9 protein-coding genes are annotated in these 13,427 nt (G+C 65.1%); 6 read left to right on the top strand and 3 right to left on the bottom strand.

Annotation, left to right across the window (positions count from 1 at the left end; genetic code table 11):
• Window positions 1-624 precede the first annotated feature (624 nt).
• Window positions 625-1,098, top strand: coding sequence for a hypothetical protein (locus ACFV15_RS36255; RefSeq protein WP_378356386.1), 474 nt, complete (start codon window positions 625-627; stop codon window positions 1,096-1,098).
• Between the two features lie 102 nt (window positions 1,099-1,200).
• Complete coding sequence (locus tag ACFV15_RS36260) at window positions 1,201-1,803, top strand: hypothetical protein (RefSeq protein ID WP_378356387.1); 603 nt, start codon at window positions 1,201-1,203, stop codon at window positions 1,801-1,803.
• Between the two features lie 930 nt (window positions 1,804-2,733).
• Here ACFV15_RS36260 and ACFV15_RS36265 read toward each other — a convergent pair.
• Complete coding sequence (locus ACFV15_RS36265) at window positions 2,734-4,152, bottom strand: DUF1996 domain-containing protein (protein WP_378356388.1); 1,419 nt, start codon at window positions 4,150-4,152, stop codon at window positions 2,734-2,736.
• A 100-nt stretch (window positions 4,153-4,252) separates the two neighbouring features.
• Window positions 4,253-5,287, bottom strand: coding sequence for a LacI family DNA-binding transcriptional regulator (locus ACFV15_RS36270; RefSeq protein WP_378356390.1), 1,035 nt, complete (start codon window positions 5,285-5,287; stop codon window positions 4,253-4,255).
• Between the two features lie 309 nt (window positions 5,288-5,596).
• On the opposite strand from ACFV15_RS36270, the gene ACFV15_RS36275 reads away from it, so the two are divergent.
• The 3 genes from ACFV15_RS36275 to ACFV15_RS36285 all read left to right on the top strand — a co-directional run bounded on the left by ACFV15_RS36275 (window position 5,597) and on the right by ACFV15_RS36285 (window position 10,389).
• A complete protein-coding gene (locus ACFV15_RS36275; protein WP_378356391.1) occupies window positions 5,597-5,998 on the top strand; it encodes an SsgA family sporulation/cell division regulator in 402 nt (133 codons plus the stop codon).
• Window positions 5,999-6,198: 200 nt separating this feature from the next.
• Window positions 6,199-7,596 (top strand): amino acid permease, encoded by a 1,398-nt coding sequence (locus tag ACFV15_RS36280; protein WP_378356393.1) that lies wholly within the window; start codon window positions 6,199-6,201, stop codon window positions 7,594-7,596.
• 144 nt (window positions 7,597-7,740) lie between these two features.
• Window positions 7,741-10,389, top strand: a complete 2,649-nt coding sequence (locus ACFV15_RS36285; protein ID WP_378356394.1) for a hypothetical protein — start codon at window positions 7,741-7,743, stop codon at window positions 10,387-10,389.
• 121 nt (window positions 10,390-10,510) lie between these two features.
• Here the strand turns inward: ACFV15_RS36285 and ACFV15_RS36290 are convergent, their stop codons facing one another.
• Complete coding sequence (locus ACFV15_RS36290; protein ID WP_378356396.1) at window positions 10,511-11,512, bottom strand: TerC/Alx family metal homeostasis membrane protein; 1,002 nt, start codon at window positions 11,510-11,512, stop codon at window positions 10,511-10,513.
• A 201-nt stretch (window positions 11,513-11,713) separates the two neighbouring features.
• Between ACFV15_RS36290 and ACFV15_RS36295 the strand changes: the two genes are divergently transcribed.
• A complete protein-coding gene (locus tag ACFV15_RS36295; RefSeq protein WP_378356397.1) occupies window positions 11,714-12,835 on the top strand; it encodes a PucR family transcriptional regulator in 1,122 nt (373 codons plus the stop codon).
• Window positions 12,836-13,427: the final 592 nt, after the last annotated feature.

A 13,427-nucleotide genomic window follows, 5' to 3' on the forward strand; every position in this document is an offset into this window, starting at 1 on the left:
CCCACCCCTCAACGACCCTCGCGCGCGGGGGGGTTCTATCTGGCTCGGACTTGTCTCACCGCCCCCCAACGCTCACGACCTGCCTTGACGGCCGCTTGCGCACTTGTCTCGCGGTGCCGGGGTGAGCCTCCTTCACCTGCCTGGCAATGCTGGGTACTTTAAGCCTCCACCCGACACGTCAAGTCCTATGGAACACGACGTGAACGCCACTTTCACAACGTTCGACGTTGCGGAAGGGGCGTTCATAACGTTCAACGCCCGGCCAGGTGTGACTCTTGTGGTTCCTGGTGCACGCGGGGTCGCGAATCTCGTGCGGCGAGGTGACAAAGGCGGCTCGTGTCACCTCTAGCGACGCAAGGGTGACCCTTGTGTCGTCACGACCCTGGCCGCGGAACCAGGCCCTTGAACGGCCTCGATCCACCGGCAATACAAGGCCCCGCGCACCGCTGACCGCAACCATGCGTTCATCTCGAATGTGGCTATTTTTAACATTTTCCGCAATTTAGCTATTTGCGGAAAAACTCGGCATGGTCTGGCGGTGTGGCGCCTTCCATGTTCATACTTCAGGCGGCGGCAAGGGCGCCACCTCCGTTTCGGACCACAGTTTGTCTTAGGAGGAAAGCGATGCGTACTCATGTGGTGCGTCCTGTTGCGACACTGGCGATGGCGATCGTCGGTCTCGGGGTCGGTGTTCCGGCGGTGGCCACGGCCGCGCCGACGACTCAGTGCGCTGTGCGGGTGGAAACCGGTGAACAGGCTTGTTTCACGGGGACGGCCGCGCAGGGGAACCGCCTTGCCACGGTGGAGGGTGACGTGGTCATCGGCAGAGTGTTCGAGGACCAGGACTTCCACGGTGCCTCGTACACGTTCATGGGGCCGCATCCATGCAAGAACGGCAACGGAAAAGACTTCAGTGTCAAGCTCGCCGACTACAGGTGGGCGAGCCGGATCTCCTCGGTCGAGGCGTGGGGCAACTGCTGGATGTACCTCTACACCGGCGAGAAACTCGACGGCAACAAGGACGGCCCGTACAAGTCCGACACCCCGTACGTCGGGCCCCAGCTGGACAAGCGCGCCAAGTCCATCGCGTTCGACTAGAACGTGTCTCCCGGATCACGGCTGCCGCGGCCGCAGATCCAGGGGACAGGGTGTGCTGACCACGCCCTCATTCCTCATGTCGCCAAGAAAGGATCCGAGACTATGCGCATCAGAAAAGCTTTGACACTCGCCATGATCTCCATCGTCACACTCGGCCTGGCCACCCCGATCGCGCAGGCCGACTCCGATCCGACCGAACGCGAGCGGCTGGAAAAGTGCAACAGTGGCACCGACTCCTGCGTGTTCCACGCCAAGTCACGCAAGGAGTTCGCCGGCAAGCGCCACCAGGTCGGCCGCACCGTCTTCAACTGCAGCAAGGTCAACCAGCGCGAGTCGATCTCATGGGCCGACGCCACCGGCGGCTCCAACAGTGTCGGCATCACCATCGAGACAGGCATGAAGTTCGCCGACGTCTACACGGCCACGGTGACGGCCACGTACAACCACACTTGGGACTGGTCGCACACCGTCACCCGCACCGACACGTTGAACACGCCTGCGTGGAGCGTCGGTCAGATCTTCCACGCACCGACGATGCAGACCATCACCGGCGACTACGAACTCCACTTCGGGAAGAGGTGGCGCGGCCACTACTACTGGTACGTCTGGAATTTCTCCGCCACCTCACCGATGCCGGACGACGGCTCGGTCACCTTCTACACCCGCAACATGACGCCCGACGAGCGCAACCGCTGCCCGCACTGACATCGCCCGAGGGTGTCCCACAGGCCGCGACGATCGGGAGTCGGCAGCTACGCCATGGCTGGCACGAAAGGAGGAATCTGGCCTTCCATCGTCCAGGTTCCTCCTTTCGCGAAGAGCAACTCCAACTCGCCGAACCATCCCGCGGTCGCTGGCGAGTTCCACTTCCGAGGCGAGCCAGCAGCGCGAAGCCAACTGACAAAGACCACCCGGCGGAGCCGGGTGGTCTTTGTCAGTTGGCGAACCTCAGCCGAATATACTCAATTCTTTATAGCCGTGCGGACTGTTGGCGGCAGGCCGCCAACCCCAATAGTTGCTGGGTTTCCCCGTGCCACCATTGCAGTCAGGTCCTTCATAGGCCAGCGTCACCGGCGGCCGGATGTCGTCGGCGGCCACTCCTAGCGCATTGACATTGAAGGCAATCCGTCCGGGGGCCCACACTTCTCCACGAGCGAAGGGAAGACACTGTCCTTCGACCCGTACGCTGTGTACGGTCTTGGCAGCGGTGGTGTGAACCGTCACACACAACCTTTTGCTCAGATCCAAGGGGCAAGCAGGAGGACTACCGTCCGCCGCTGACACCCCTGCCGTCGCCATCATGGCACCCGCCGAAACCGCGGCCGCCAGTGCGAACCCTGCCAGCCGCCTCGCCGCGCTCATCGCCATCCCCACGACCTACCTTTACGCTCTTTGAAAGAACCGAATTACAGCTCGAATTAGAGCAGGTCGCAGACTTCAGCCCGGACAGTCGCCTGGGAGCCGACTCTCAAAACGGGGAATCCCTCACGAAGGACCCTCGGTTTCGACTTCTTCCGCAAGCAAGAAAAAGGGTAGCCCCAGCCAATCGCGAAGCAAGGGGACCTGAGAGCTTACGATACCCAAGGCCCCTCACCCCACGAATCGCCGGACACGCCACAGGTGGGTGAATCAGCCTCACTCAGCGCAGGTTTTGTTCTTGTTGAGGCAGTCGACGAGACGGTTCATGATCGCCTGCGACATCACGTTGGCGAAGTCGTCGTGGTCGGAGAACGGGTTGTGCTCCTCCTCCGGGAATGAGTCCACTTTGTACTGCCCCGCCTTCTGCACGTCCAGCGGGATGTTGTACGTCAGCGATATCCTGAGCTGCGGCACGGCCTTGAAACCGTTGCCGCACTTGCCATTCTGGTCAGGGTAGACGATGTGCGTGCGGTGGTTGGCGCTGTCGGTGTTCTTGCCGTCCCAGCAGCTCGGGAAGTCGTGGATGCGTTTGACCTTGCTGCCCTGCGGGCAGATCGGGTACTTGTTGATCAGCACGCGGTCCTCGAAGCCGGTGCAGGTCCACGAGTCCCTGGCGTTCTTTGGGCCGTTCTGGCCGACCTTCGCGTCGCCATAGAGCACGCGAAGGAACTGCGGCATGGCCGTTACCTTTTCGGCAGGACTGCCCCGGAAGCTGATCTCGGCCTGCTCCGGCCGCTGGATCATCCCGTCGTTTCCGGGGAGCTCGTTGTTGTCGTTCTCCTCGGGCAGCTCACCCGGCGGATTCTCGGCCGCGGCGTCCTTGAGCTTGCACGCCGCGAGCTTGTCCAAGCCCTGCGGCTTCGCGGCAGTGCGGCCGATCGCGATGGCCATCCGGTCGATGGTCGCGACGCGCTTGTCCTTCAGCGGGCCGAGGATCGCGTTCTGGATGAAGTTCGGGCCGCCCTCGCCCCGCGAGGTGACCAGCCGCTTGTCGGCCTCCGCGATCTGCGTGTCGAGCAGGTCGAGGTTGCGCTGGATCTCGGCTTGGGCCTGCGCGGGAACGTCCGGCAGCCGGCTGGCGACATCCGGGCAGTCCACCGCCGGCGCCTTGCCAGCCTGCTTGTCCTGCGCTTGCTGCTGAGCGCGCTGCTGCTTCTGTGCCGGCGGGTTCGCCTCCTGCGCCTCGTCTTCCTTGTCGATACGCAAGACCGGCCAGTAGTAGGCGGACTTGTCGCCGTTCTTGCAGGTGGTGCCTGCCTTCAGCAGGCTCTTGTCGTTCGAGTCCGCGTTGGTGGAGAGGTTGCCGACGTAGTCGTGCAGATGCTCCGCACCGTTGCGGATACCGGGCTGCGCGATGAAGTTGTCCGGGTTGAAATGGCCGTTCTCGTTGCGCCCGCAGTTCACCGTGAACGTCCCGCGGGAAGCGTTGCCGCCCTGCTGCGGCGGTCTCACAGTGGGCCGCACAGTTGTGATGTCCACAAAGAACGCCTTGTCCACAGCGTCTGCCCTGGCCTCGCCCGGCTCACCGGCGGTGGCCACCACGGCCAGGCCGCCGACCGCGATGGCCAGGCCCAGCGCGCCGGTGGCGATCTTCGTCCTGCGCGTGATGCGGTGACGCCCTCGGTTACTCGCCATGAGCTACTCACTTCGGTCGGGAGATCCGCGTTTTCCACACGGTTGTCAACCTGTGATACGGCTGTGACCCGCCATCAGACGCAAACTTTTTTCGTGCCCCTCACCGGGAAGGCGCTTTCCCCTTGTCAAGGGCGGTGCTTTCACGGAGGACGACCTCGCCCTTGACGCGCAGGACGCGGCGGTTCGGCGCGGACGGCTCGTCAACGACCATCTGCGCTGCGGCGCGGCCCATGTCCTCGAGTGGCAGCCTGACCGTGCTCAACGACGGCGCGACGTCGCGCAGGGTCGGGATGTCGTCGAACCCCGCGATGGCCACATCGTCCGGCACGCGCAGACCACGGTCACGGACCGCGGCCATCGCCCCGATCGCCATCACGTCGTTGACCGCGAAGACGCAGCCCGGCAGGGTCTTGCGCGCGAGCAGCTCCGACATCGCCCGGTAGCCGCCGTCCCGGTTGAACTCGCCGTGCACGACGACGGCCGCTCGTATGCCACGCTTGCCGAGTCCGTCGACGAAGCCGTCGAGCCGGTCCCGTGCGGTGAGCAGGTTCTTCGGCCCGGCGAGCACGGCGAACGTCCTGTGTCCTTGCTCGGCCAAAGCACTCACCAGATCCCGCGCACCTGCCCGGTTCTGCGGCAGAACGGTGTCCGCCTCGAGTTTGTCCTGGCCGATGACCGCCACCCGGCCGCCACTCGCCACGAACCCGGCGATCGCCCTGGTCAGCTCGCGGGTGTGCGCGGCGTCGGTGGTCCGGCTGCCGACCACGATGAGCCCGCGGGCCTGCCGGGCGCGCATCGTCGTCACGTACCGCAGTTCCTGGCCGGGGCTGTGCATCGTCGTGCCGAGCATCAGCTCGCCGCTCGGCTGCACCACCGACGTCGCGGCCGCGGCGATCACCGAGAGATACGGGTCACGAATGTCGGGCAGAAGCAGGCCGACCACGTCGCTCCTGCCGCGCGCCATGGCCTGCGCGAAGGTGTTCGCGGTGTACCCGAGCTCCGCGGCCGCGGCGAGGACGCGTTCGCGGAAGCTCGCGCCGACCTCACGTTCGCTGCCGTTGACGACCCGGGACGCGGTCGCCAGCGACACACCGGCGCGTTCAGCCACGTCCAGCAGGGTGACCTGTGAGCCCATACCGCTCTCCGATCGCTGGAAACCGCTTTCCGAGCCTACCCAAGCGGTGCCGCGATGAGCGAGACATCGCCAGGAGGCCGGCACGTGCCCTTCGAGAATGGTTCATCTGCTCCGGTTTGCGCATACCGACACACCCGCAATCAGCGAGTCGCGGAAGAATTCCGGCATAGCGGTGGCGAACCACGGAAACCGATCCGCATCCTGCGGGACTCAGCGTCCGCGACGCCGCACAGCAGGATTTCGTGTCGACAATGGTGGCGATCTTTTCCTGCCCGAGCCAGCCACGACACCGTTGGGAAGTTGCGCGTCATGACCGACGACTACGTCATGCTCCACGCAAAGGTTCCGTTCGGCCTTCGAACGCCGCTGTCCACTGACGCGCTGTGGGTCGATCTGACCTACGACACGCGAGACCCCTACGCGATTCACTTCGCTCCCCGTGAACGCCCGCAGCTGCCGCCGTGGCTGTTCAGCCGCGAGCTGGTGAGCCGGGGTCTCTATACCGGTGCGGGTCAGGGCGACGTGCAGCTGAGGCCGTCCGCGCGCGACGGCTCGACCTTGATCCACTTGATGACGCCGACCGGCCGAGTCGAGCTCATGACGCGTACGAACGAGCTCGCCGGCTTCCTCGAGCGGGCCCGCGCGGTCGTGCCCTTCGGCGAGGAGAACCACTGGATCGATTTCGAACGCGAACTCGCCCGGCTCGCCTGAGGCGACCCATTCCGCACAATGCGGAAACCCGACCGAGTGAATCCGGTTTCGCGAAGATCATCCAGGTCCAACTCGTCCGCATAATGTGAAAACCTCATGGTCGAGTCTCAAGTCTTGCTCAAGTACGGGATCAGTTTCAATTCTGTCGACGTAAAGTCACCGACTCGAAGTATCCGAATTCCCAATCACGAGGGTCGGTCATGAGTTCTTCTGTGAATACCGGCAGCGCGCCTGCCGAACCGGATGCCGAGGGCTACCACAAGACGCTCGGCAACCGACAGATCCAGATGATCGGTATCGGCGGCGCGATCGGCGTCGGCTTGTTCCTCGGTGCAGGCGGTCGGATCGCCAGCACCGGCCCCTCCTTGGTGCTGACGTACGCGGTCTGCGGCCTGGCCGCGATGTTCGTCATGCGCGCCTTGGCCGAACTGGTGCTGCACCGCCCGAGCGCAGGCAGTTTCGTCACCTACGCGCGGGAGTTCATCGGCCCATGGGCGGGCTTCGTCGCCGGCTGGATGTACTGGTTCAACTGGGCGATGACGGGCGTCGCGGAGATCACCGCCGTCGGCCACTACCTCCAGAAATGGGTGCCGAGCCTGCCGGTGTGGGTCGGCGCGCTGCTTTCACTGGTCGGCGTGCTGGCCATCAACCTGCTCTCGGTCAAGGTCTTCGGTGAGCTCGAGTTCTGGTTCTCCTTGATCAAGGTGCTGGCCATCGTCGTCTTCCTGGTCGTCGGTCTCGGCCTGCTGCTGACCGCCGCGGACATCGGCTCGGCGCCCGCCTCGATCAACAACCTCGTCGACCACGGCGGCTTCTTCCCGAACGGCCTCGCGGTTCCGCTGCTCGCCTTCCAGGGCGTGATCTTCGCCTACGCCGCGATCGAGCTCGTCGGCGTCGCCGCCGGTGAGGCGGCCGAGCCCCACAAGGTGATCCCGAAGTCCGTGAGCAGCGTCGTGTGGCGCATCGCGATCTTCTACGTCGGCTCGGTATTGCTGCTGGTCATGCTCATGCCGTGGTCGGACTACCAGGCAGGCGTCAGCCCGTTCGTCAGTGTCTTCTCGAGGCTCGGCATCCCCGCGGTCGGCGACGTGATGAACATAGTCGTGCTCACCGCAGCCATGTCGTCGGCGAACTCCGGTCTCTACGCCACCGGCCGGATCTTGCGTGCGCTGGCGGACAAGCGGGAAGCTCCCCGCTTCACCGGTTGGATGAGCAAGCGGCGGATTCCGGTCGGCGCGATCCTCATGACCTGCGGCGTCTGGCTGCTCGGTGTCGTGCTCAACGTGGTGGTACCCAAAGACGCGTTCGACGTGGCGACGGAGATCGCTTCGCTCGGCACGATCGCCACCTGGGCGCTCATCATGATCGCCCAGCACCGGCTCCGGCAGCGGGCGGAGGCCGGCGAGCTGGAACGGCCCTCGTTCCGGCTGCCCGGCGCCCCCTATACGACCTGGTTCACGCTGGGCTTCCTGGGACTCGTCGTCGTGCTGATGGGCTTTTCCGGTGGAATCGCGAGAATCGCCTTCTTCACGATTCCCGTCGTGATCGTCGCGCTTGCCATTGGCTGGCGAATGGTCTCGCGTTATCGGGTCGACTGAGCTCCCCGAACTTCGATTGTCCTGCGCGCTGCTCCCTCCCCGAACAACTCCCCGGGATCGCTTGCGATGGTCGCCTCGAGTCGCCCTCCGGCGCACGACACCGTACTCTCCGCTGGGCCACTTCCACTGACCGTAAGAGCAGCCGTGCCTCAGGAACACCCACTCCCCTCCTACGAGCGTCTCGTCACCGAGGTAGTCGAAGGGCTCCGCACCGCGGCCGGGGTCCCGCTGGTCGTGATCGCGGGCCCCGCGGGGTTCGAGGTGTCGCACACCCACGACGAGATCTGCCTTCGCAGGCAGAGCGACCAGGACACGCCGGGCACGACGTTGACCATCTCGCTCGACGGGAGCTTGACGAAGCTGCATCTGCTCGACCTGTTTCCCGCGCAGTCCGTACTGCGCGGGAAACAGGTCAGCACCATCTCTCTCAAAGACGTGCAGAGTTTGCGGCCCGACGCGTTACAGCCGTTCGAAGCGCTGGTCCGGCAGTTGCCTGCCACGAAGACCGTGTGTGTCGCCAGTCTCGCGCTGCCCGTGCCGCCGGAGTCCCGGCAGGGACTCGGCCTCTTGTTCGACCGGCTGCGCCGCGACGGCCTGCTCCGGTACGTCACCCTCCGGCCACTGCCCAGATCGAAGTACGAGTCCGAGTACACCACCGCGCTCGGCGCGACACCCGAGCAGGCACTGGTCGAGCGAAGCTGGTCGGTCAACCGTGGCTGGCCGGCCACCATCGCGAAGTCGATCCGGATCGCCGACGAAAACGACATGGTGTGCAAGGTGGACCGGCATGTCTTCCACACGCCTTGGCACGGCTATCCCCGCCTGACCGAAACAGACGAAGTCGTCCACTGGATCAGGCGGAAGGGAGCCCTGCTGTGGAGTGCCGCGAAAGCGGTCGCGGTACTCGATCCGCTCGGGCCGGCCCTGCCGCATCTGCTGGCCAAGGCGATGAACGTCACCGAACCGCGGGCGGCCGAGCTGCTGACCACGCTCCAGCAGATCGGCGTGCTGTGCTATCACCGCGTCGATGGGACATGGCGGTTCCGACTCCCGCTGGTCGGCGCCACGCTGCGGGCCGTACTCGGACCGTTCGAACGCCGCCGGCTGGCCAAGATCGCCGTCGACGCGCTCTGGGCGGGCACCGCGTACAGCGCCTACCCCGGCTACCTGCCCGATCAGCTCGCCTACGCGGGCAGGATGGTCGATCCCGAGCGTGCCCGCCAGGAGTTGCTGGCCAACGCCGGGCGCTTGACACTCGCCGACGCCGACCAGGCCATCGCCTGGCTCCGCGCCGCCGCCGAGGTCACCAGCGACCGAGGCGACCGCGCCGCGATCCTGCTGACTCATGCCCAGATGTGCCTGGCACACGGGCTGCCGAGGTTCGCCCTCGAGTCCTCCAGCACACTACTGAACACCTATCTCGACGACATCACCCCGAACAACCTGGTGGATGTCTACCTCGTGCATGTGGGCGCCTTGTTCGACAGCAAGGACCTCGACATGCTCGAAAAGATCGCGCAAGGGAGCTGGTGGCCGTGGCCGGGCGGCCCGCTGGAACGGGGTATCACCCGTGCCTTCACCCAGGCACTGCTCGGCCGATGGCGCGAAACCCACGACCTGCTCCACATCGTCCGGCAAGAACCCGGCGCCGAAGAGTTCCACGACATCATCACCATGATCGGCCCGTCCGCCGATCTCTTCCTCGGCCTGACCGCCGAGTTCGACGAGGTCGTCGCCACCCTGCCCGCTCGGGTCGGCCGGGGACAGCGACCGATCGCCGAGCTGGTCTCGCACAGCCGCGCGCTGCTCGCGCTGGGCGAACTCGACCGGGTCGAGGAGCTGCTCACCCGTACTCGAGAGGTCGAGGTGAACCTCGGCGCCCCAGCCAAGATGGCCATGGCGTTCTACCGCGGCGAGTTCGACGAGTCGCTGAATCTGGCGCGTAAGAACATCGCCACCGGCCCGCCTCACGGCTGTGACGCCAACCAGAGCGTGATGTTCCAGCTCGCGGCGATGCTCCAGCTGTCACGGGGGAAGCTCACCCGAAGTCGTGAACTGCTGGCCACCGCGCGCTCCCGCCGGGCTGCACTGCCGCACGTGCTGGCGGTGCCGGAAGCCGCGTTGGAGATGATGTTCCTCGAGTACGAGCGGGCCCGTTCGCTGTTGCTGACCGCGGTCGGCCAGGCGGAAGACGAAGGCGTCGTCGCGCAGACCGACTGCCTGTGGATCACCATCGCGACGATCGCCATTCACGACGGGACAGGTCGCGACCAGCTTCCCGAATGTCTGCATCGGCTGGAGAAAATCGCCGCCCAGATCGGTACCGGACCGGCGGAGATCCACCGGCTTTCAGTACAGGCTTTGGTCAACTCGGACGAGCACGCCGCCGAATCGGCGCTCGCCTTGCTCAGAAGACGCGGGCAACCCTTCGAGCAAGCCACCGGAATTGAACGGCTGGTGCGCTTCGGCCTCGTAGAACCGTCCCTGCTCGTCGAAGCCTACGAACACTACGGCGCCGCCGACGCGCTGTTACGGCGAGCCTGGCTGCGCCTTCTCATGCAGCAGCATGGCGTGGCCGTGCCTGGCAGGCAAGTGACCGTCGCGGAGAACGAACGCCTGCTCGCCGTGCTCGTCAGCGAAGGCCTGAGCAACAAGCAAATCGCCCAACTGCTGCATTCAAGTGACAAGAGCGTCGAAGGAAGGCTTTCCCGGCTGTTCTCCAGAACCGGTTATCAATCCAGGGTGGAATTGGCCGCCGCTATGCTCACTGGCCAGTTCGAACTGAGCACTTGACGAACACGCGACACTGAACCCTCCGACAAGTTTCTCGTTTTGTTCTATAAACCGAGTCTAGCTGTTCATCTTCGCCCGCGGGCGGCTTGCGGAATGATTTCCTCCAAACAAGGAAAACGACTCAGTGATCGCCCGGCGGTGAGTCCTGCGCACGCAAAGAGCCGGGGTGCGCCTTGGCAGCGGGATCGCGGCGGGTCTTGAGCAGGCTGGCCACGGTCACCACGACGAGGATGCCGATGATCACCGAGAGGCTGACCGGTGTCGAGATCTCGGGCACCCGCGCGTCGATGTCGACGTGGGCCCAGTGCAGGATCAGCTTCACGCCGATGAACCCGAGTATCACCGCCAGGCCCGCCGACAGGTAGACCAGCCGGTCGAGCAAGCCCTTGACCAGGAAGTAGAGCGCACGCAAACCGAGCAGCGCGAAGGCGTTCGCCGCGAAGACGAGGTACGGCTCGTCGGTGATGCCGAAGACGGCAGGGATCGAGTCCAGCGCGAAGAGCAGGTCGATCCCGCCGATCGCGATCAGCACCACGACGAGCGGGGTGCCCACCCGCTTGCCGCCGACCGTGGTGAACAGCCGTCCGCCGTCGTAGTCGGCCGAGAGCGGGAGCACCCGGCGCGCGGTACGGACCACGACATTGTTCTCGACGTCCGGATCCTCGTCGCGGTGGCGGAACAGTTGCACGCCGGTGAAGATGAGCAGCAGTCCGAACAGCAGGAACATGAAGGAGAACAACGACAGCAGCGTCGCGCCGAGCGCGATGAAGACCGCGCGCATGCCCAGCGCGACGATGATCCCGAAGGTGAGCACCTTGTGCTGGTGCTTCTCCGGCACGGCGAACGTGGTCATGATGATGACGAAGACGAAGAGGTTGTCGACGGACAGGCTCTTCTCCACAATGTAACCCGCGAAATACTCGGCGCCGAACTCACCGCCATGTGCCATCGTCAGCCACACCCCGAAGACCACCGCGACCAAGATGTAGCCGACCGACCAGGCCACGGCTTCGCCAAAGCCGACCCGATGTGGCCGCATTGCCGCCAGTACGAGGTCGACCGCGAGCAACAGCAGGATCAGCCCGACCGTCACGATCCAGGTGAGGCCATCGATCTCGAGCATCCGTTTCCTCGCTTCTCCCCCTGCATCAATTCAGGCCAAGTGTAATACTCCGCGTTTTTCGGAAAGATATTCCGCGAGACACGGACACTTTTCGTATTATGCACACGATCAGGTGCAATTTGACTGCTTGCGGTTACATTAACGGGAAGCCGCCCAGCAGGCGCGTGCGGCGAACTCGTGAGCGAAAGGTGTTCCGCCAGCATGATCGAAGACCGGGATGCCATCGGCAAAGGACTCGGGACCGAGGTGCGTGTCCGCATCGCGGCGCAACTCGCCGATATCCCGGAACAGCAACAGGGCTACGCGCTCGAGATCATCACCTGCCAGCTGGACCTGTTCGACGCCGTACTCGGCGACGGACTGACCGGCAGGCACCGGGCGACCATCCGGATGCTCGGGCACGAATGGGCGGCTCGGCGCTGGCCGCTGGACCCGTTGCTCGCGCTGCTCGGCAAGGTCGCCGAAGAGACGACAGCGGTCTTGCTGAGCCGGCAGGCCAGTGAAACGATGGCGGACGCGCTCGCGACCGTCGCCGACGTCAGCCACCAATGCCTGGCCGAGTTGTCCAACGGCTTCAAGGAAATCAGCAAGCCACGACAGCACAGAGAAGACCCGCAGCAGGCGGCACTAGCCCTGTTGCGCGGCGACCAGCCACCCGAGGGCTGGCGCCAGCAGGTCGCCGCGGCGTACGGCGTGCTCGCCTTCCGCATCGCCGAAGAGGATCTGGAAGGGCACGAACGGGCGGAAGCGTGGCTGGCGGCTCAGGTGCTCGACGGCACCCTGTCCCTGGTGTGCGACCAAGGCGGATACGCGCTCATCCCCGCGCACGACATCACCTTCGCCATCAGGTTCGCCCAGCAGCTGCAGGCCAAGCTGCCGGAAGAGAGCTGGACCGCCGTCTCCTGGCGGGTGACCGCCGAAATTCCGGCCGGACGGGCGGAAGCGGCGGACGTGCTCACGTCCGCGCTGGCGTCGCAACGCTCCCCTGGCTGCTACGAGCTCGGTGACGTGCTCGTGGAGTACGCGATACTACGCCACCCCAAGGTGCGGGAACTGCTGGTGAAACGGATCGAGCCGGTCGTCCACAATCCGCTGCTGCTGGAGACGCTCGACGCGTTGCGCGCGGCCAACGGCAACCGCACCAAAGCAGCCGCCTCGCTGATCATCCACCGCAGCACGCTGGACTATCGCCTCGGCCAGATCGAGCGGCTCACGGGCCACCAGCCGTCCTCGTCGCGCTCGCTCCAAGTGCTCAGCGCGGGCCTCACCGCGCACGCCGCGTCGCACTGCACACTGCCCGACGTCTCCGACTGGGACCGCTGAGCACAGTCGCGAGTAGTGCGACTGGTTCTATTGAGGGGAAAGCCAAACGTGGTGTTGTCTCGCCGGGCGCCGTGAGTGTTGCCGGTTATCAACGGCGCGGGGGTCGTGAGTGTTGCCGACGGTTCTAACCGTCGGCAACACTCACGACCCCCGGCCTGCGGCCTCGCCCGCACCAGGTACCTACCCGGCCTCGGGCGAGGGCCTCCCTCACCCGAATCCTTGAGTGAGGGCCTCCCTCACTCGGTCAACTGGGTGAGGGCCTCCCTCACCCAACCACCCGGCAGGCACGCCATGTTTGCCTTCCGCGGCAATAACTCCAGCTGTAGTTCGTGATGTTCGGGTTTTCGCCATCTGTCGACAGGTGGCGGGTTCGCGGTGGTGACGACACAAGAGCCACCCTTGCAACGCTAGAGGTGATATGGGCGACCCGCGCACCGCCACCGGCCCCGCACCGGCCCCGCTCCGCCACGAAGTACGCGATACCACCACCTGTCGACAGATGGCGCCCCAGCCACCACACGACAAAGCCAGGTCACCGAATACCGGTCCGCCGGCACCGTCCGCGCCACTCACGACTCACGAGGCTTTGGCC

This window comes from Amycolatopsis sp. NPDC059657, assembly GCF_042734395.1.
In the GTDB taxonomy this organism is placed as follows: domain Bacteria; phylum Actinomycetota; class Actinomycetes; order Mycobacteriales; family Pseudonocardiaceae; genus Amycolatopsis.

Bases quoted from the DNA above. Each gene is read 5' to 3' on its own strand.
- ACFV15_RS36255 (WP_378356386.1), top strand. From the start codon at position 625: ATGCGTACTCATGTGGTGCGTCCTGTTGCGACACTGGCGATGGCGATC.
- ACFV15_RS36260 (WP_378356387.1), top strand. From the start codon at position 1,201: ATGCGCATCAGAAAAGCTTTGACACTCGCCATGATCTCCATCGTCACA.
- ACFV15_RS36265 (WP_378356388.1), bottom strand. From the start codon at position 4,152: ATGGCGAGTAACCGAGGGCGTCACCGCATCACGCGCAGGACGAAGATC.
- ACFV15_RS36270 (WP_378356390.1), bottom strand. From the start codon at position 5,287: ATGGGCTCACAGGTCACCCTGCTGGACGTGGCTGAACGCGCCGGTGTG.
- ACFV15_RS36275 (WP_378356391.1), top strand. From the start codon at position 5,597: ATGACCGACGACTACGTCATGCTCCACGCAAAGGTTCCGTTCGGCCTT.
- ACFV15_RS36280 (WP_378356393.1), top strand. From the start codon at position 6,199: ATGAGTTCTTCTGTGAATACCGGCAGCGCGCCTGCCGAACCGGATGCC.
- ACFV15_RS36290 (WP_378356396.1), bottom strand. From the start codon at position 11,512: ATGCTCGAGATCGATGGCCTCACCTGGATCGTGACGGTCGGGCTGATC.
- ACFV15_RS36295 (WP_378356397.1), top strand. From the start codon at position 11,714: ATGATCGAAGACCGGGATGCCATCGGCAAAGGACTCGGGACCGAGGTG.